Source organism: Prevotella multiformis (assembly GCF_018127985.1).
Lineage (GTDB): Bacteria > Bacteroidota > Bacteroidia > Bacteroidales > Bacteroidaceae > Prevotella > Prevotella multiformis.
In genome coordinates this window covers 22,030-42,907 of record NZ_CP072357.1, presented here as the reverse complement: position 1 = coordinate 42,907, position 20,878 = coordinate 22,030, and the positions used below count along the sequence as shown (strand labels likewise).

Here is a 20,878-nt window from a genome sequence, read left to right as displayed (position 1 = left end):
GGTGGACAAAAAGGAAAATCTTAGAGGGGCACTTTGTTAAAAGTGTGATTTTTTTGAGAAATAATATTATAGTTAGAATTAAATTACTACCTTTGCACATGATTCTGGTGTGAATGATAAAATCACATCCATTAAAGAAGAGGTGAACAAATTTAGATTGTTAAATAAATAAGGTTATGAAAAAGTTATTTATGTTTTTGGCATTAGCCGGTTGTACAATGACTGGCTTTGCTCAGAATGAGACACTTACTGAGAAGTACAGTGTCGCAACAAATTCTTTCTGGAGCAACTGGTTCATACAGGTTGGTGCAGATTGGAATGCATGGTATTCAAACCAGGAGCACGGCCGTGATGCCGCAATCAGCCCACTGAAGAGATTCCGTTCAAACCCAGGTGCTTCCATTGCCGTAGGTAAGTGGTTCACACCGGGTCTCGGTCTCCGTACAAAGGTACAGGGCATCTGGGGAAAGCGTGTAGGTGCCAGCTTCAACCCGGCTTCCCGCCTCGACAACGGCAACAAGTACTGGCTTGCGCAGGAGCAGGTAATGTTCAACCTGAGCAACCTCCTCTGCGGTTACAATGAGAACCGTGTATGGAACCTCATTCCGTTCGCAGGTGCCGGTGTCGGCCGTTCTATGTCTGCCGACCGCTATGCAATGGGGCTGAGCGCAGGTGTCCAGTCTTCATGGAAGGTCTGCAAGGCAATGCGTGTCTACCTCGAGGCAGGATGGAACCGCTACGAGGGTGACCTCGACGGTGTCGCAGAGGCTACGACCAAGGCACGCGGCTGGGAGTCTCACGACAACAACCTCTACGCAGAGGTAGGTCTGAACTTCAACCTCGGCAAGGGCACTTGGAACAAGGTTCCGGATGTAGAGGCCATCAACGCACAGCACCAGGCAGCCCTCGATGCACTCAACGCAAAGCTCCGCGACTCAGAGGCAGAGAATGCCCGTCTCCGCGACCAGCTTGCCAACCAGAAGCCGGTAGAGACAACATCAGAGTCTGTCAAGCAGCTGGTCAACACACCGGTTTCCGTCTTCTTCAACATCAACAAGTCTACCATCGCTTCTCAGAAGGATCTCGTAAACGTTCAGGCTCTTGCAAAGTATGCAAAGGACAACAACAACAGCCTCCTCGTTACAGGTTATGCTGACAGCGCAACAGGTACTCCTGCTTACAACCAGAAGCTTTCTGAGCGTCGTGCCAACACGGTTGCCAACGAGCTCGTCAAGATGGGCGTTGAGAACGGCAAGATTACCGCAGTCGGCAAGGGTGGTGTAGAGACTCTGTCTCCTATCTCCTTCAACCGTCGCGCTACTGTTCAGGTTACAGAGTAATCCTCTATTTATCACGCATAAAAAAAGTGCTTCCCGTAAAAGGAAGCACTTTTTTTATGCGTGATCTCATCGGTTTTCATTTCCCGCTCTCCCCCGTTACATGGCCAGTCTTCTCTCTTCCATCGCTTGTCTCGGCCCGCAAATTCCATTCTCCCGCTTCCGGGAAGGCCGGGGGAGGTTCTCGGAGAAAGAGCCGTCTATCCCTCGGCAGCATGATAGGAAGAGCGCACCAGCGGGCCGCTTACCACATGCCGGAATCCCTTTGCCAAGGCAATCCGTTTGTATTCAGCAAACTGTTCAGGCGTAATATAGGCCCTGACCGGCAGGTGACGGGCGGTCGGCTGGAGATACTGGCCGAGTGTCAGCCTCCGGCATCCGGTCGAAAGAATATCGTCCATCGTCTCTAATATCTCCTCGCAAGTTTCCCCGAGACCGAGCATGAAGCCGGTCTTGGCGGTGACACCGCAACGCACGATTTCACGAAGGACATCCAGGCTGCGGTCGTACCGGGCAACAGAGCGGACAGAAGGTGTAAGGCGGCGCACGGTCTCCATGTTATGCCCTGCCACATGCGGACGGGTCTCCATCACCTGCCGGATGAGGTCGGCCTGTCCCATGAAGTCGGGGATGAGAAGCTCTATCTTCGTGCCGGGATTCAGCCGCCTGACCTCTTCTATCGTCTTTATCCAATGGGCGGCTCCATAGTCGGGCAGGTCGTCGCGGTCGACTGAGGTGATGACGGCATACCGCAGCCGGAGTGCCTTTATCGATTCCGCCACATGGCGCGGTTCATTGGGATCGAGATGGTGCGGACGACCGCTCAGCGTATTGCAGAACCGGCATTTACGCGTGCAGATTTCACCGCCGATCATCAGTGTCGCCGTGCGTGCCATCCAGCATTCCGACCGGTTAGGACAGAGACCACTGGTACAAATTGTGTTCATGTGGTGTTTAGCCAAGATTCCAGCCGTCTCACCGGTCGATTTCTTCGAGGTAAGGTCGATCTTCAACCATTCAGGCTTCCTCACGTGCGGCTCACGTCCGAAGAGCAGACGGAGGAACTGGCGCAGCTGCAAGCCCCGCACAATGGCAGACAGATCCACGTCCTGCAACGTCTCGCCTACCGCCTCCCGGGTGAATGCGCATCCCTTGAGCAGTGCCAGGAAGTCATGGTCGATGTCGCCGAGAAGGAAGTAGTCGCCCACCATATTGATATTTCCTATGATGTTGTTCTTCAGCTCCAGATGCGCTTCCAGCGTACCGACACCCTCGAAGCGGTGCTTCCGCACGACGGTGTACTTCGGATTCTTTCCATAGACAAAGCTGTCCGATGCCAGTTCCTTCTCCAACTCCGCCATACCCTTCATATCCTCGTCAGTCAGCTGCAGCACCTCTGCACCGCACATCTCACGACGTACATAGTCCATGAAAGCAGAAATGCCGAGATGCGTATAGGCCGCAAGGTTTATGACCCGCTGTTTTACAGACTCCACTCCCTTGCTCTGCAGTTTTTCCTTTGCCGGTGTGAGTGCATTGGAGAGATGGTCGAGCCGGGTGTCGAAGAGCAGGGAATTGTGCAGCACGCTCCGGCCGGGAAGCTGGTAAAAAGCACACCCCGACACCTTCGTATCATCAATCAGGATGTCATTGCGTCCCGACAGCCGTGCATCGATCTTCAGTCCTTGCAGCATCCCGGCCATACGCCGCATGTACCGTGCGAAGGCCTCGCCGGCATTGGAGGTGCGGGAGATATAAGAGAACTGTATGCAGCCCCTGTCGGCATAAATACATCCCCCGCCGCTCTTCCGTCTGAAGATGTCAATCGCATTCTGCCTGCAGTAATCCGCATTCACCTCATTGTCTATCAGCTGGTTGCGTCCCAGCATGACCGTAGGATTCACACGCCAGCCCATAAAGTAGTCATCGTCTGTATAATGGCGTGCCACATACTCCTCTACCGCAAAATAGAAGGGGAGCCGGCGGATAACGTCAGGTTCCGGCAGTAGTATATATTTCATAGCTTGGTATTTGATTGTTTATACGGACAAATTTACGAATAAAAAGCCAATAGAAGAAAAGAAAGCCGGAGAAACTGAAAGATAAGGACAAATCGACCCTGCGAGGCTTGTTTCTGCAAGCGGGCCGACCTACCTGTCTGCAAGTAGTGACAATCGGAATGATTATTGTCCGGTAAGACCCGAATGTCATGGATAGCAATGCACGCCTTCCTTTAAACCGGCATAAAAAGCAAAAGACACAAAGCGTTGACAAACACCTCTGTCAACGGCAGACCAACGTGGACAATTATTCACATCGGTTTGTTTTACAATTGCACAGCACAATTCGCACCTTCCTTATAAGCAACTTACGCCTTGGTCACTATGACCTCTGATGACTTTTCATGGCAAGTTCTACCCCATAACTTCAGTAAGAACAACTGATTTTCACGTACATGAAACTTACTCGGACAAAGGCATTGCCTTTTCCTCATAACTACTTCATTTATATCAACCGTTACGAATAGCCATCGGGCTTTAGTTTGTTTAGCAACCTTACCCACACTACATGTCTTATATGAAGTTCCTATGCGTTGGAGCAGGAGGTTGCCATCAGCTTTCTTCAGATTTCATCTCACGGTGGACACCCTTTCCTTTAGCTATATGATTCTCGCTATTTGGGTTTATCCGGTACTTTCCCCGTTTAGACTATACCCATGCCGAACGTACGAAAAAATGCGGAACGTATAGTTTCAACTATCCGGTCCGCATCTTAAAAAAAGAATTACAAAATAATATATAGTTATGAGTTATTCATCCCAAAAATTATAGCTAGGCCACTCAACTACAACATCTTCCTCGAAAAAGTCATTCTTCTTTGCGCCTATCTCTTCACTGGGATTGTAATTGCCTCCCACACCCGGACTGGCGGTGATCATGATGTTTTCAGTCGTCATGTGAACAACCTCTGTGGTCGGTGTAATATATTTTTTTTCTTCCATAATTTCCTTATGCATTATTTAATAATTACTTTATTTCCGCGATGGATAAAGATACCATGCTGCGGCTTTATCACACGCTGACCGTTGAGGTTGTAATAGCTATCATCATCGGTCTTGGCAGCGTCTACCGTCGTTATTCCGGTTGTTTCATCGTCGTCTGCAAATACAAGTGTCAACTTGGCACCTGCAGGTATGCCCTGAATCTTGGCATACGCCTTATGGATGGGGAAGGGATTAATGGTGCTCACAGCCTTTCTAAAGATACCGCCTTGAATCAGATAGACCGGATCTGTAACCGATGCCGACACACTCTTTGAATTTACTACAACACCTGTCATGATATTATTGCTAATGTTATAGACTTGATCATCCTTTTCACCAATGGCATAGTAGAAATCATTTGATGTAGCTTCTTTGTCCAGCACTTTCAATAACACGCCGGTGTTAGCCGGCACATAACCATAGCTGTTATTGGAACCACCATTTACGTCTACACTGGACATTCTTACAAAATAGTCAGAATTCCCATAGTCTCCATTTCCCGATTTCACATCGCCTATCTTGGCAACAAAAGCTGCTACATTGCTATTTCCTTTTTCTGCGTTATAAACACTGAAGTCCACATCAAACTCACGTGCAAATGTCCCATATTTGTTTTTTATTGTTACACCGGGAATCTGATATTTAAGATGTGACGTGAAATTAAAAGGACTTGGTTCTTCAGTCTTGGTAGCTGTATTATAGATTGTCTTAGTCCAGACTTTCTTGTATTTCGTGAGAGCCGTTTTCTTCACGTAGATGGTAGTTGTCTCTGCAAACTCGTTGTAGCTCTTACGTGTATCATCGAGTTCAAAACGAGTAGTGCTCAACATCCGCTTCGTGGGATTGCTTTCAATAAAGAAAACACTTTGAATAGTACTCTTATCGTGATCCTTATCGGTCATGAAGGCCTTAGCTCCAACATACTTAACATCTTTCGTTACAACAACCTCCTTCATCCTGCTGCTAACGCCATCGAAGGAATAGTCGCCAACCAAGCTCACAACATAGTTCTTGCTGTTGTGGGTTACTTTTGCCGGGAAAACGAAAGTCTCATCTGTGCTCGTTGTTTTGAGCATATCCACAGACATATCAGACACAGCTATATACTCTTCTGTACCATCCATAAAAGAAGGGCTGATGGTCTTGAACTTTTTGTAGAAAGCATCACCAGTGTAATCGCCAAGTTTCTCCTTACGTACATGGATATCAATATTTTTCATCAAATTAGGAGCCTGTACACCATCATCGAAAGATCTTTCATTCGTTTTTTGGTTGATATTAACTGGATCGATTTTATTATCACAGAGGAACGTGATAGTATTCAGGTTAGAGCAACCACCGAACGCACGTTTTTCTATCTTAGTAACCAAGTTGGGAATCACCACATTCTTCAAGACCGTACAATCATAGAATGCGTATTCACCTATGGTTGTGAGTGAAGGAGGCAGTAATGTGAAATGGTCATTGGCCTTACCTGCAGGGAATATCTTCAATGTCTTCTTATCCTTAGACAAGAGGTAACCATCAATACTGGAGTAAACAGTGTTGTCTCTACTTACATTAATATCTGTGAGTTTAAAGCAGGACTTGAAAGCCTCGGGCTAATATCCGTCGTAGCTGCTGAAATATTCACGACATCTAATGCTGCACATTTGTTAAATGCTTCGCGTTCAATCTTCTGCACCCTATTAGGAACGGTAAACTGCGTCAAACCACAGTCTGCGAAAGCCCCCTGACCAATAACTTCAATCTCGGCATCAGAAGGGAATTCTGCTGTTTTCATACCCGAACAGCCTCTGAAAGCATTGATTTCAATAGTCTTTACTGTCTTGGGGAATTTGAAAGACTCGAGTTTTGGCAAGTAGGCAAAAGCATTCGATTCAATTTTTTCAAGCTGACAATTTCCTTTGAAGTTAAAATGCTTCAAATTTTTGTTAGTAGAAAAAGAATTGGAACGGAGCGTTTTTAGTTGGGAGCCATTCGGAACATTAATCGTCTCTAAATTGGCACAACCGTCAAAAGGCTTATCAAGCGATGTCACCTTTGAAGGCAATGTCGCCTCTTTCAATTTCGGACACGCTCTAAAAACAGCTGTACCAAGATGCTTAACATCTGAAGGTTCCGTGAATGTCACATTTTCAAGTTTTGGCAGCTGACGAAAAGCCTCATCATTGATTGATTCCAACCCTACAGGAAAGGTCATTGCCGTAAGACTCTGTACAGACCAGAAAGCCAGAGCCTCAATCATCTTTGTTGTTGGAAGGATGTCGTAGGTATCACCAGGTTTACCAGCCGGATAGAAATAGAGGATATCCTTTTCAGGCTTAGAATAAATCACGCCGTTCACAGCAACAAAGTCTGTGTTCTCCTCAGGAACTATATACTTATCAACTTTTGTACAAGCACCAAAACAACCAGGTTCCATACCCTTCTTTGTAGTGGAATCATATTTCTTTAGCTCCTTAGGAAGGGTAATCGTGGTAAGCTTATAGGCTGAAAAAAGAGAAGATTTTGCCAAACTGGTAACCCGATTCAGGTCGATTGTTTTCATCTTCTCAGGATAAGCAATAGCGAAACCTGCAAGAGTGGTTATACTGCTAGGTACTGTGTAATCCTCTGTGTTCTTAGCACGAGGATAGAGCATAAGCTCTTCACCTTTACAGAGTACCCCAGCTTCTGTTCTAAAAGGAGTAGTTCCTCCACCAGCTATGGCAAACTCCTCAAGCGAGTTGAGTGGGGCGATAGAAGGATAGCCAACAGATATTTCTTTCAGGTTGGGGGGAAGAACTATTTTTTTTAAACCATCAATCAGACTGAAACACGAATTTTTAATAATTTCCACATTGGGCTTAACAGTATAGGTACCACCGGTAAGAGGAACAGATGAAGGTACAAAACGCAGCGTCTTCCCATCCCTTGAATAAAGGGCGCCATCACTATCTGAACTGAAATGGGGATTATCGGAAGACACGGTGTACTTAGGCACCTTTTTCAACTGTGTATTTGCATTTTCTTCGATTCTTTCTACTTTCTTTGGAATATTGATAGATTCCAAACTAGCGCCTGAAAAGACACCTGCATCCAAGTAAGTAATACTTTCAGGTAACTTAACCGAAGTAATCATCTTACAATCATACCCCCCCATATAAGTTACGCCTGTAACAGTGAAAGTTGTACCATGACCATCTGGAACTGTTTCAGGAATCACCAACTCGCCAACAACATTGTCAGCATTCAAAAAAGCAAGATAGTGTAAATCAACCGAAGTCACTTTATAGTTCATGTGATTGATCTTAACAATCTGGCCATTGGTATAGGCATAGAGCCCTTTCGGTATTACCACAAACAGCAATGCCAATAAAAAAAGTTTAGTTTTTACCATATTTATCAATTATTTTAATAATTCCAGCTGATTTTTGTGAGTGCCTGCCATTCGTTTAAAACCCACAGCACTTTAAATTATGTTTAGCCTCTTTCTTATATAACAACTCTCGTCCGCAAAGGTAAACATTTTATATTGAAAACACAAGTATTTATGGATCAAAGTTGATTTGAATGGGTAACAGAAGTCTGGTTCTTCCGTTAAATGCGTAGATGCTTTTCATATAGCTTTAACGGAAGAACCGAAGTGATTGATGAAACAAAAACATGGCCAAGACCGTCAACTGCCGATCCTGTCATCAGCCTCCGAGTCAAAGACCTTTTCATTTTAATACGTTGAAAAGACAGATAAGATTTTGAAAAACCATTACATAATTTCAAACAGTTCACCTGTAAATGTAAAGAACACGTGCAAAAATCGAGTTTGTAACCAGCAGTCAATCAATCGGTTGTCAAGTCGTTTGTGAAAGGTGCCTGATTGGACTTCAAAAGGGCGTTGGTAACACGCTAAGAGAGCACCTGTTGCAGGTCAATCAGGCATCTTTTAGAAGCCAGAAGAGCATGTGTCAGCTTTGAACTGCATAAAAATCTTTACAAACACAGATAATCTGAGAATAAGTTGTTTGTAAAAGACGGAAAGAAATGCTGACGGACAGGCATCGTATCAATTTGTCTTTTCTGCATTTTATCCTGTAGTTTACACTCCTTTGCAAGACCATCCGTTTTGGGAGAGTCATACTATGCAAGTACACAAGCCCTTTATTCTATCCTATCCATTTAACGGAAGAACCAGAAGTTTTTCCTATTGATATGGTTATACCCTATTCATGAAATCACTTGCATTCGGAATGACCGACTTATACAGAAAAGGTTTGCCGGACGGAACAAACGTGAAGTACGTTTAGAACAGGAATGACGTCGGGGAATGACCATTTAGAGGAAATCTCCACCGTTTTAAACAAATAGAACTTGCCTCTTCTTGAAAGAGCATCGTGCTACGCTTTCAAGGAAAGGCAAGTTCCAGCTGCCTGAAAAGAGAAATCAATACAGACCGTTAAAGCCCCGACTTGACCAGATACTCTGCAATCTGCACGGCATTCAGTGCAGCACCCTTGCGGATCTGGTCGCCGGTGAGCCAGAGGGTGATGCCGTTTTCGTCAGCAAGGTCCTTGCGGATGCGCCCGACAAAGACATCATCCTTGCCGGCACTCTCCAGAGGCATCGGATAGATATAGTGCTGCGGATCGTCGACAAGCGTCACGCCCGGAGCCGTCTTCAAAGCCTCACGGACTTCCCCGACGGAGAGCGGACGCTCGGTCTCGAGCCAGACCGCCTCGGAGTGGCTGCGGAGCGACGACACACGGACGCAGGTGGCAGAGGTACGGATGTCGGAGTGCATGATTTTCCGTGTTTCGTTGAACATCTTCATCTCTTCCTTCGTGTAGTCGTTCCCGGTCATCTTGTCAATCTGCGGGATGACATTGTAAGCGAGCTGGTGCGGAAACTTCTCGATGGTCCTCACCTCGCCCGTCTCCACCAGTTCCTTATACTGCTGCTGCAGTTCCTGCATGGCCGCTGCACCGGCACCGGATGCACTCTGGTAACTGCTGACGTGTACTTTCCTGATAGGGCTGAGCCTGTCGATCGGATTCAGCACGACGACCATCATGATGGTGGTGCAGTTGGGATTGGCAATGATGCCACGCGGGCGAACGAGCGCATCCTCGGCATTGATTTCCGGAACGACCAGCGGTACATCGGCATCCTGACGGAACTGGCTGGAGTTGTCGATCATCACGGCACCGTACCGGGTGATGGTCTCCGCAAACTCGGCAGATGTACCCGCACCGGCACTGGTGAAAGCAATGTCAACACCCTTGAAGTCATCATTGTGCTGGAGCAGCTTCACTTCGTAATCCTTCCCCTTGAAGGTGTACTTACGTCCGGCTGAACGTGTCGAACCAAACAGCACCAGGCTGTCCAGCGGAAAGTTTCTCTCGTCCAGAAGGCGCAGGAGTTCCTGTCCTACGGCACCGCTGGCACCAACAATTGCTACTTTCATCTCTTTTATGTCTTTATTGGTTTTACGAATCCTTTGTCATTGCAAAAGTACTATTTTTCCCGCAATGCCGGCTACTGTCAGCCTTTCTTTTTTCGATTTTTGCAGCACTTTCAATTTGATTATAACCTTTTGCAAGACAATATGCACCGTACGATTACGCAATTATCTTTCGTACGACAGAAGATTAAAGTCTTCAAAGCAGAAGAAAGAATCCCACGTCTGACAGTGATTTTAAACGGCTGTCATCCCTATGCGATTCTGTTGCTTCCACCTAAGAACGAACTCGTCAAAAACCGGTCATTCCACTTTCAACACTTTCTCTCTGCTCATAAATACGCCATCAAAGCCTATTCATCATGTAGAGACATATCAGACTTTTCCGCTATCCCCCTCTGAAGAAAAAAACATTTTCTTTCTCCCGCTGGCTTATAAATCGCAGTTTTTGTGTAAATTTGCAGACAACAAGCGTATAGACTTTCATGCTGAATTTATCCCAATATTTTCCTATCACCGACCCGACGCTGATTTTCTTCGTCGTCCTGCTGATGATACTGCTTTCGCCCATCATCATGGGACGACTGCGCATTCCGCATATCATCGGCATGGTGCTGGCGGGTGTCGTCGTGGGGCAATACGGACTGGACATACTGGAGCGCGATGCCTCGTTTGAGCTTTTCGGACGTGTCGGCCTCTATTACATCATGTTCCTTGCCGGACTGGAGATGGACATGGAGGGACTGAAGAGGAACCGCAGCCGCGTGGCTGTTTTCGGCATGCTTACTTTCCTTGCTCCCTTTGCGATAACCTACGCCATGGCGACCGGGTTGCTGCACTACACGCCTCTGGCATCCCTCCTGCTTGCAGCCATCATGGCCTCGAACACGCTGATCGCCTACCCCATCGTAGGACGGTACGGACTGACACGCCACACAAGTTCGACGCTGAGTGTCGGCTCCTCCATGACGGCGCTCTTCCTGGCACTGATCGTCATGGCCTCCATCGTCAATTCGTTCCATGGCGGCAGCGGTATCGGCTTCTGGCTGCTGTTCGTCGTGAAGTTCGCTGTCTACTGTGCCGGACTCATTCTCATCATCCCCCGACTGACACGCTGGTCTCTCCGTCGCTATTCAGACTCGGTGATGCAGTTCATCTTTGTCCTTGCCGTCGTCTTCCTTTCGGCAGCACTGTCGGATGCCGTCGGACTGGAAGGCATCTTCGGTGCGTTCATGTCCGGACTGATACTGAACCGGTTTGTACCCAAGGTATCACCGCTGATGAACCGCATCGAGTTCACGGGCAACGCACTGTTCATTCCTTACTTCCTGATCGGTGTGGGTATGCTGATCAATGTACGGCTGCTCTTTGCCGGGAGCAGAATCCTCTGGGTGGTATTCTGTCTGGTCTTCTTCGGCACACTGGGGAAAGCCGTGGCGGCTTACCTGGCAGCACGGCTCTTCCGTATGCCGTGGCTGTCGGGGCACATGATGTTCGGACTGACCAGTGCCCATGCCGCCGGCGCCATCGCCATGGTAATGGTAGGCCGGCAGCTGGAGACGGCACCGGGAAGTTATCTGTTCGGCGATGAAGTATTGAATGGCATCGTCATCATGATTCTCTTCACCTGCGTCATCTCGACCGTCATCACCGAGCGCGCGGCGCAGCGTCTCCGCCTGCAGGAGAAGGAGGAACCGCAACTGAAGAAGGACGTTGACGACGAGAAGATACTCATCCCGGTGAAATACCGGGAGTATGCCGACAACCTCGTCACGATGGCGACGATGATGCGCAATCCCCGCTCCAGACGGGAGCTGGTGGCATTGAATGTGGTGTATGATGATGTGAACATGCGGCACAACCAGGCCGAAGGACAGCGACTGCTGGACCATCTTCAGCATCTGGCCAGCGCATCGGACGTACCCATGACCACACAGGTGCGTATTGCGGCAAACATCGCCAATGGCATCAAACACGCTTTCAAGGAGTTTCAGGCATCAGAGATATTGATGGGTCTGCACTTCCACAAGGAAGTCAGCCGGGGCTTCTGGGGGGAGTTTACACGGAGCCTGTACAACGGACTGAGCCGACAGATCATCATCACCCGCATCATGCAGCCGCTGAATACCATCCGCCGCATACAGGTGGCTGTCCCCTCACGTGCGGAGTTCGAGCCGGGCTTCTACCGCTGGGTGGAGCGGATGGCGAGAATGGCCGGCAACCTGGAGTGCCGTATCGTTTTCCACGGCCGGCAGGATACGCTGCAGCTTGTCAAGGAATTCATCCACAACCGTTTCCCGAGCGTCAGGGCCGAGTATGAGGAACTGGAACACTGGAACGAACTGCCAGGACTGGCGACGAGAATACGGGAAGACCACCTCTTCGTCATCGTGACGGCCCGCAAGGGAACCATTTCCTACAAGAGTGCGATGGAACGGCTACCCGAAGAGGTGAACAAGTACTTCAAGGGCAAGACACTGATGATTATCTTCCCTGACCAGTACGGCAACCGGATGGACGACATGACCTTCGCCCAGCCGCAGCACACAGAGGAGCGCAGTGCCTACGAGGCTGTAAGGGAGTGGATTCAGAATAAGGTATAGGCATTGCCTCTGCCTGATCCGTTTCACAAAACAGACGGGTCTACCCGTCCCGGCAGACCTTACCGGCCTGCCTTCCCAACAGATTCGATCGGACAGAGAAAAGAAAAAAATATGATTGACATTAAGAACATAACAAAGAGTTTCGGGTCACTTCAGGTGCTGAAAGGCATCGACCTGCACATTGACAAAGGCGAAGTCGTCAGCATTGTCGGGCCGTCCGGAGCCGGAAAGACCACCCTGCTGCAGATACTCGGCACACTGGACAGACCCGACAGCGGGTCCGTCATCGTGGACGGTGTGGATGTCGGCAGCCTGTCGGCCGGCAGGCTGAGCGACTTCCGCAACCAGCACTTGGGCTTCGTCTTCCAGTTCCATCAGCTCCTCCCGGAGTTTACCGCACTGGAGAACATCATGATTCCTGCCTATATCGCAGGCAGGAAGACGAAGGATGCACGGAAACGTGCCGGTGAACTGCTTGAGTTCATGGGACTGGCCGACCGTGCCGGACACAAGCCCAACGAGCTCTCCGGCGGTGAGAAGCAGCGTGTAGCCGTTGCCCGAGCATTGGTAAACAATCCTGCCGTCATCCTTGCCGATGAGCCCTCGGGCAGTCTGGACACAAAAAACAAGCAGGAACTGCATCAGCTTTTCTTCGATCTCCGCGACAGATTCGGACAGACATTCGTGATCGTGACGCATGACGAGGGACTTGCCAAGATAACAGACAGGACCATCCACCTGAAGGACGGTCTGATAGAAGCCTCCCCGGAAAGAGAGAATACTCCTGAAACAAAAACATCAGAATAAGGTCTACCATCCTTCTTTCTATATCACCTATCACCGTTATCATCGCTTATCCCCACTTATCATCGCTTATCATCGCTTATCATCGCTTATCATCGCTTATCATCACCCAATAATCATCTTCAAAAATGTCTAAAATAAAACTCGGAGCATACAATACGCTCACAGTACAGAAAGTCGCCCTGCGTGAAGGCAACGGCGATCCGTTCGGTCTCTATCTCGACGGCGGACCGGCAGGTGAAATCCTCATGCCGCAGAAATACGTCCCGGAGGGCACGCAGATCGGCGACGAGATAGAAGTCTTCGTCTATCTCGACCAGGACGAACGCCCCATCGCCACGACCGAGAAACCACTGGCACAGGTAGGCGACTTCGCTTATCTGGAATGTTCGTGGGTCAATGAGTATGGGGCATTCCTGTCATGGGGTGTCACGAAAGATCTCTTCAGTCCGTTCCGTGAACAGAAGAAACGAATGGAGAAAGGCAGCAGCTATATCGTCTACATCCATCTCGACGAAGAGACCTACCGGCTTGTAGCCTCGGCAAAGGTGGAACATTATCTCGACGAATGTCCGGAAGGTTACAAGCACGGACAGGAAGTTGACCTGCTGGTATGGCAGAAGACCGACCTCGGCTTCAAGGTCATCGTTGACAACCGGTATGCAGGACTTGTCTATGAAGACCAGATTTTCCAGTACATTCATACCGGCGACCGGCTCAAAGGTTACATCTCCACTGTCCGCCGTGACGGAAAGATAGACTGTACGCTACAGCCGGCCGGACACCGGCATGCTGAAGACTTTGCAGAAGTCCTGCTCCAGTATCTGAAGGACAACAGCGGTGTATGCGACCTCGGTGACAAGAGCGAGGCAGAAGACATCAAACGCCGCTTCCAGGTATCGAAGAAAGTGTACAAACGAGCCGTCGGCGACCTCTACAAGCGCCATCTCATCACCGTCGAACCACTGATGATAAAATTAGTCTGAGAGTCCCGCTCCCCTGCCCCGTTTCCTCTATCAAGAACCATCTCGACAGAGGAGGCCATCAGGATAAATCTCATCATCGCCTATCACCGCCCATCACCGCCTATGCACAACCAATTCTCAAGAACCCAACTCCTCCTTGGCAGACCCGCTACCGACACCCTCAACGGCAGCCGCGTGGCGGTCTTCGGAGTCGGGGGCGTAGGAGGCTATGCCGTCGAAGTGCTCGCACGCAGCGGTGTGGGGGCCATTGACATCATCGACAACGACCGTGTGTGTCCGTCCAATATCAACCGGCAGCTCCTTGCCACCACCAAGACGGTAGGACAATATAAGGTCGATGTGGCTGAAGAACGCATCCATGCCATCAATCCCGACTGTATTGTACGCAAGCACCGGACATTCTACCTGCCGGACAATGCCGACCAGTTCGATTTCACTCTTTATGACTACGTGATTGACTGTATTGATACGGTCAAGGCAAAACTCGACCTCATCTTCCGTTGCCACAAGCAGAATACCCCTCTGCTTGCCTGCATGGGTGCCGCCTACAAGCTGGATGCCACCCTGTTCCGTGTGACCGACATCTTCAAGACCATCAACGACCCGCTGGCAAAAGTCATCCGCAAGAAACTCCGCAAGACGAATATCAAACATCTCAAAGTAGTCTACAGCCCCGAAGAACCGCTCGAAAGCATCCTGCCACTCGACGGTTCCGGCCCGTCCGATGAAGACTGCTCCGACACCATCCGGCATTCCGTGCCCGCCTCAAACGCATGGGTACCGGCCGCAGCAGGACTAATCGCAGGAGGAGAGGCGGTGAAGGACCTTATCCTTTCAGCCCACACCATGCGCATCCGACCCGAAGAAGAGGCAGCAAGCGAACCGGCCCGCATCGCACGTGAGCGGGCTGCAATGATGCTGGAAGAGCATAAACGGATCAAAGCGGAGCAGGAGGCGGCGGACAAGCAGTGCTTTTGACAAGAAATTTAAAAAGCGAAGATGAAAGATGATAACAAGTCAGAACCCTTTACGGGTGCCGGTACAATTATAAGTGCAGAATAAGTAAGTCCCTTATTAAATAAGTCTTTCCGACACAATGCTTCACCGACTATAAGTTGCTCCCATTCCGGCAATATACGGCAGGGAGCGGGCCAACAACATGACTGGTGTTTACCGACAACTCCATAAGTGACGGCCATCAACACATCTGCAGGGAACGGGAAGACCTGCATTCCGGCCGCTTTTATATACAGTAAAGCACCAATGAACAACTTATATTGAAAATGCTCACCGAACAGCACTAAATTCTATTTGCTGTCATTCCCGTCATCCCAAGCAGGTGTAAAAGTGATTAGCTTACAGGATATTATCTCGAAATGTTAGAATGACAGCAAATGAATTTAAAATTATATTGTGATTATCTCTGAAAGGAGTTGTGGTATGACAAAGGCCATTCACAATGATCAGGTTATTCGAAAGTCAGAGTTCAGAATGCGTAAGCAACTTTTACGGCCTTGTCACGTGACAGCTGTCCGGGATTAGTACCGGGTTCTCCTTCGGGCACTTCACGATGGTAGAAGGCATAGAAGCGGATCCAGGAGTCTAAAATCCTACCGTCTTTACCATGAAAGGACATAGGGATAGTGTGGAATACCGGGAGTCCATGATGGTCGACGAACGACTTCTGGACCAGTTCACTGCAATAGATTTCCTTGTCATCGGGCATATAGAAGTGGTCGTAAGGCCTGCCGAGATAGCACAATGCCCGTTTCATAGAAGCAGCTATATCACAGTCGGCAATTACCCTTCCTACAGCAATAAGCGGCCTGCCTTCTTTCCCCTTCGCACGGTTGAGGAAGTCGGTCAGGGCGGTAAGCACAACCCCTTTCCCGATTGCTTCCAGTGCATAATCAAGGCTGTCCGTATGATGGAAAATCGCCACATGGTCAATCTTCAGTCCGTCAATGCCCTGCGTTGCATCTGTAATGGCATTGCTTTGTTCCTTCACAACAAACATCAGGTCTCCCTCACGCAGGTTGCGGAGGGAGATGTCTTCATCCTGCTCAAACGCTGACGAACAGCCACAGAACAGAATGAACAAGACTAAAAGCAGGGGCTTCAGGTTTTCCGGGAATCTTCTCATGGAGTATAAAGTCTGATGTTAATAATATATGTCTACGGGTTTCTTGATCTGTGCAGATAGCATACCGGCAAAATGCTCAATGCTGAAAACAAGATCCGCACAACGGCATCAAGGCATGGAAACGGAACAGGATTGAGCGTACGGCCGTCCCGGCAGCGGATATTCCCTGGCGGAGGAGGCTGCACCAAAAGATCATACGGCAGCTAAACTGTAGGGGCACACTTTCCTCTGCCTACTGTCTGAACTGCAACAGCATCAGTTGGCCATTTCGGAAAGGAACTTGATACGGACAAGACGGATTTCAACTTCACTGTAGTCTCCGTCCAGTTCTTCCATTGCCGTCTCAATGCTGTCGGTCTCACTGTCCATGAAGTAGTCGTAGATGTCGTCTATCTGCTCCTCGTCATACATTTCCTCAAGGAAGTAGTCAATATTGAGTTTCGTCCCGCTATAAACGATTTCCTCGATTTTCGTCAGCAGATCGTCGAAGTCGAGTCCCTCCGCCGAAGCAATGTCGTCGAGCGGCAGCTGGCGGTCGATGCTCTGGATGATCTTGACCTTCTGCATCGATTTTTTCGCCACCGTCCTGACACGCAGTTCCTCCGGCCGTTCGATATGGTTTTCTTCGCAATGCTGTTTTATCAGTTCACAGAACTCCTTTCCGTAGCGTTTCGCCTTGCCGGCTCCCACTCCCTGTATATTCTGCAGTTCCTGTTCGTTGACAGGATACATCATCGCCATCTGTTCCAGCGATACGTCCTGGAAAATCACGTATGGCGGAATCTCCAGTTTACGGGCGATCTTGCGGCGGAGATTCTTCAGCATGGAGAAGAGTTCCGGGTCGAGAACAGCCGTACCTGCCACCGGCTCTTCATCATCGCCATCATCTTTAAACTCGGCATCCATCACGATCATGAACGACTCCGGCGACTTCATGAAACGCCTGCCGGCGGCAGTCAGTCTGAGAAGTCCGTAATTCTCGACGTCTTTCTCCAGATAGCCGGCCAGCAGCGCCTGACGGATGACAGGATTCCATATCTTCGGATCTTCGTCTTCTCCGGCTCCGAACTCCTCCAGTTCGTCATGCTTATGGTCTTTCTGGTCGTCAGTAGCCCTGCCCCTTATAAAGTCGATGACATACTCCTGCCGGAAGTTCTCCTTCAGCACCTTCACCGCCTGAAGGGCTATCAGAAGCTGCTTCTTCCCCTCGATCTTCTTCTTGGGATGCAGGCAGTTGTCACACATTTCGCAGTTGTCCTTCGGGTATTCCTCACCGAAATAATGCAGCAGCATCTTCCTCCGGCAGACAGACGACTCGGCATAGGCTTCCGTCTCCTGCAGCAGCTGCCGTCCGATGTCCTGCTCGGCGACCGGTTTCCCCTCCATGAACTTCTCCAGCTTGTTCAGGTCTTTCTTGGAATAGAACACGATACAGATACCTTCCTCACCGTCGCGTCCGGCACGTCCCGTCTCCTGGTAATAACCTTCAAGGCTCTTCGGGATATCATAATGGATCACAAAGCGCACGTCGGGTTTGTCGATTCCCATTCCGAAGGCGATCGTCGCCACGATCACGTCCAGATCCTCCATCAGGAAGTCGTCCTGCGTCTTCGACCGCGTCTCCGAGTCGAGACCTGCATGATAAGGTGCGGCCTTGATGTCATTGGCCTGCAGGACGGCGGCCAGTTCTTCCACCTTCTTGCGCGACAGGCAGTAGATGATGCCGCTCTTGCCGGCGTGCTGCTTGATGAACTTGATGATCTGCCTGTCTGTATCGTCGTCGCTCTTCTTCGCCCGTACCTCGTAATACAGGTTCGGACGGTTGAAGGAGCTCTTGAACTCCACGCAATCCTCGATGCCCAGACTGCGCACGATGTCCGTACGCACCTTGTCGGTAGCCGTCGCCGTAAGCGCAATGACCGGAGCCACGCCGATCGCTTCAATCGCATGACGGATCTTCCGATACTCCGGACGGAAGTCATGTCCCCATTCCGAGATACAGTGTGCCTCGTCAATGGCATAGAAGCTGATCTTTACTGATTTCAGGAAAGCTATGTTCTCCTCTTTGTTCAGCGACTCCGGCGCGACATAGAGCAGTTTCGTATGTCCCGAGACAATGTCCGCACGCACCTGGTCGATTTCGGCTTTCTTCAAGGAAGAATTGAGGTAATGCGCCACCCCGTCCTCCTCGCTGATGCCGTTGATGACATCCACCTGGTTCTTCATCAGGGCGATGAGCGGAGAGACGACAATCGCCGTCCCCTCCATGATCAATGAAGGAAGCTGATAGCACAGGCTCTTTCCGCCGCCTGTCGGCATCAGCACGAACGTGTCGTGTCCGGAAAGAAGATTGCGGATGATGGCCTCCTGATCGCCTTTGAACTTGTCAAAGCCAAAGTAATGTTTAAGTTTTCCGGTAAGATTGACTTCCTGTGTCATGTTAATAGCTGGTTGTTCCTTATCCTTTTAGGTTCGGTAGAAAAACGACACAGCCTGCCGACATGAATCCGTCTTCACATCCGCAGGCTGTATGTGTATAAGGTTACGAGGCAGCATTCGCTTTCTGAATGTGCGCCTTATCCAATTGCTGACGGACGTATTCCTCCGTCACTTCAAACGACTTGATACGCCGGGACGGCACATCGAACATCGCATCCATCATCACCGCCTCGACGATAGAACGCAGACCGCGCGCACCGAGCTTGTACTCGACAGCCTTGTCCACGATGTAATCGAGTGCCGGATCCGTAAAGCTGAGCGTGATGCCGTCCATGCCGAACAGCTTGACATACTGCTTCACGATGGAGTTCTTCGGCTCGACGAGTATCTTTCGCAACGCTTCCCGGTCGAGCGGATTGAGATAGGTCAGCACCGGAAGACGCCCGATGATCTCCGGAATGAGGCCGAACGACTTCAGATCCTGCGGCAAGACATACTTCATCAGGTCAGCCTTGTCGATCCGTGCGACATTCTGCACCGAGTTGTAACCAACCGTATGCGTATTGAGCCGCTGCGCTATCTTGCGCTCGATGCCGTCGAAGGCACCTCCGCAGATGAAGAGGATGTTGCGCGTGTCAACATGTATGTAGTCCTGGTCCGGATGCTTGCGTCCGCCCTTGGGCGGCACGTTCACCATCGTTCCTTCCAGAAGCTTCAACAGACCCTGCTGCACCCCCTCGCCGCTTACGTCACGGGTAATGCTGGGGTTATCGCTCTTACGGGCGATCTTGTCGATCTCATCGATGAAGACGATGCCGCGCTCTGCCGCCTCCACGTCGTAGTTGGCAACCTGCAAGAGACGCGACAGAATGCTCTCAACATCCTCCCCTACATAGCCGGCTTCAGTGAAGACAGTCGCATCCACAATCGTGAAAGGCACCTCCAGCAGCTTGGCGATCGTGCGGGCAAGCAGAGTCTTGCCCGTACCTGTAGAGCCGACCATGATGATATTGCTCTTCTCTATCTCGACACCGTCATCGTCCTTGGGCTGCTGCAGCCGTTTGTAATGGTTGTAGACCGCTACCGAAAGATAGCGTTTCGCCTCATCCTGCCCGATGATATACTCGTCAAGATACTTCTTTATCTCTTTCGGCTTCGGCACCTTCTTTATCTTGAAAGATCCGCCGTCACCGTTCTGTTCCTGTGCCAGAGCACCCGTCTGCATGACGATGTTATAAGCCTGCTGCGCACAGTCCTCACAGATATAACCGTTCAGGCCTGTGATCAGGAGCTTCACGTCCTTCTCACTCCGGCCGCAAAAACTGCATTTCTTCTGGGGCATCGTCTCTCCTTTACTTTACTGCTTCTGGAGCGTTACTAACTGGTTTCCTCGTCAGCACCTCGTCGATCATGCCGTACTCCCGGGCTTCTTCCGCCGTCATCCAGTAGTTGCGGTCACTGTCGTTCCAAACCTTGTCAAACGGCTGGTGCGAGTGGTTGCTGATGATGGTATAGAGTTCTTTCTTGAACTTCTGTATCTCGCGTGCTTCAATCTCAATATCGGAAGCCTGACCCTGTACACCGCCGAGCGGCTGATGGATCATCACACGGCTGTGGGTCAGAGCCGAACGCTTGCCTTCCTGACCGGCCACGAGCAGCACGGCAGCCATCGAGGCGGCCATGCCTGTGCAGATGGTCGCCACATCGCTCGAGATGAACTGCATGGTATCATAGATGCCCAGTCCGGCCGTCACGCTTCCACCGGGGGAATTGATGTAGATGGAGATGTCCTTTCCGGGGTCGACGGAGTCCAGATAAAGCAGCTGCGCCTGCAGCGTATTGGCGGTGTAATCATCTATCTGCGTGCCGAGGAAGATAATGCGGTCCATCATCAGCCGGGAGAACACATCCATCTGGGTCACGTTCAGCTGCCGTTCCTCAAGAATGTACGGGTTCAGATACTGTGCCTGTGCCTTCACCACGTCGTCCAGCACCATACCGTCGATCCCGAGATGCCTGGTAGCATACTTTCTAAAGTCGTTCATTGTTTTCCTTTCTATAATATAAAATGTGACAAAAAAACAGA

General features: G+C 49.9%; 12 protein-coding genes and 1 pseudogene. 5 read left to right on the top strand and 8 right to left on the bottom strand.

Features of this window, described 5'->3' with window-relative positions; all coding sequences use genetic code 11:
* The first annotated feature begins 176 nt into the window (after positions 1 to 176).
* Positions 177 to 1,340, top strand: a complete 1,164-nt coding sequence (locus J4864_RS00160) for an OmpA family protein (protein WP_211814161.1) — start codon at positions 177 to 179, stop codon at positions 1,338 to 1,340.
* 197 nt (positions 1,341 to 1,537) lie between these two features.
* Here J4864_RS00160 and lipA read toward each other — a convergent pair whose 3' ends face one another.
* The 4 genes and pseudogenes from lipA to J4864_RS00140 all read right to left on the bottom strand — a co-directional run bounded on the left by lipA (position 1,538) and on the right by J4864_RS00140 (position 9,823).
* Positions 1,538 to 3,358: a bifunctional lipoate--protein ligase/lipoyl synthase gene (lipA, locus tag J4864_RS00155; RefSeq protein ID WP_211814160.1), complete on the bottom strand. Its 1,821-nt coding sequence runs from the start codon at positions 3,356 to 3,358 to the stop codon at positions 1,538 to 1,540.
* A gap of 788 nt (positions 3,359 to 4,146) precedes the next feature.
* Positions 4,147 to 4,338, bottom strand: a complete 192-nt coding sequence (locus J4864_RS00150) for a hypothetical protein (protein ID WP_040554970.1) — start codon at positions 4,336 to 4,338, stop codon at positions 4,147 to 4,149.
* 14 nt (positions 4,339 to 4,352) lie between these two features.
* Positions 4,353 to 7,762, bottom strand: a pseudogene (locus J4864_RS12000) (leucine-rich repeat protein).
* A 1,053-nt stretch (positions 7,763 to 8,815) separates the two neighbouring features.
* Positions 8,816 to 9,823 carry an aspartate-semialdehyde dehydrogenase gene (locus J4864_RS00140; RefSeq protein WP_211814159.1) on the bottom strand — a complete coding sequence of 336 codons (1,008 nt, stop codon included), beginning with the start codon at positions 9,821 to 9,823 and terminating at the stop codon, positions 8,816 to 8,818.
* A gap of 479 nt (positions 9,824 to 10,302) precedes the next feature.
* Between J4864_RS00140 and J4864_RS00135 the strand changes: the two genes are divergently transcribed.
* From J4864_RS00135 to J4864_RS00120, 4 genes are all read left to right on the top strand, one after another.
* Complete coding sequence (locus tag J4864_RS00135) at positions 10,303 to 12,420, top strand: cation:proton antiporter (RefSeq protein ID WP_211814158.1); 2,118 nt, start codon at positions 10,303 to 10,305, stop codon at positions 12,418 to 12,420.
* Between the two features lie 111 nt (positions 12,421 to 12,531).
* Positions 12,532 to 13,227, top strand: coding sequence for an ABC transporter ATP-binding protein (locus J4864_RS00130; protein ID WP_211814157.1), 696 nt, complete (start codon positions 12,532 to 12,534; stop codon positions 13,225 to 13,227).
* Between the two features lie 125 nt (positions 13,228 to 13,352).
* Positions 13,353 to 14,210, top strand: coding sequence for a CvfB family protein (locus J4864_RS00125; RefSeq protein ID WP_211814156.1), 858 nt, complete (start codon positions 13,353 to 13,355; stop codon positions 14,208 to 14,210).
* Positions 14,211 to 14,312: 102 nt separating this feature from the next.
* Entirely contained in the window at positions 14,313 to 15,188 is an 876-nt protein-coding gene (locus J4864_RS00120) for a tRNA threonylcarbamoyladenosine dehydratase (RefSeq protein WP_211814155.1), read from the top strand.
* 508 nt (positions 15,189 to 15,696) lie between these two features.
* On the opposite strand, the gene J4864_RS00115 is transcribed toward J4864_RS00120, so the two are convergent.
* The 4 genes from J4864_RS00115 to clpP all read right to left on the bottom strand — a co-directional run bounded on the left by J4864_RS00115 (position 15,697) and on the right by clpP (position 20,837).
* Positions 15,697 to 16,353, bottom strand: a complete 657-nt coding sequence (locus tag J4864_RS00115; RefSeq protein ID WP_211814154.1) for a YiiX/YebB-like N1pC/P60 family cysteine hydrolase — start codon at positions 16,351 to 16,353, stop codon at positions 15,697 to 15,699.
* Between the two features lie 255 nt (positions 16,354 to 16,608).
* Entirely contained in the window at positions 16,609 to 18,792 is a 2,184-nt protein-coding gene (gene recQ, locus J4864_RS00110) for a DNA helicase RecQ (RefSeq protein WP_211814153.1), read from the bottom strand.
* A gap of 103 nt (positions 18,793 to 18,895) precedes the next feature.
* Complete coding sequence (gene clpX / locus J4864_RS00105) at positions 18,896 to 20,134, bottom strand: ATP-dependent Clp protease ATP-binding subunit ClpX (RefSeq protein WP_211814152.1); 1,239 nt, start codon at positions 20,132 to 20,134, stop codon at positions 18,896 to 18,898.
* Positions 20,135 to 20,144: 10 nt separating this feature from the next.
* Positions 20,145 to 20,837 (bottom strand): ATP-dependent Clp endopeptidase proteolytic subunit ClpP, encoded by a 693-nt coding sequence (gene clpP / locus J4864_RS00100; protein ID WP_040554688.1) that lies wholly within the window; start codon positions 20,835 to 20,837, stop codon positions 20,145 to 20,147.
* Between the last annotated feature and the right edge of the window lie 41 nt (positions 20,838 to 20,878).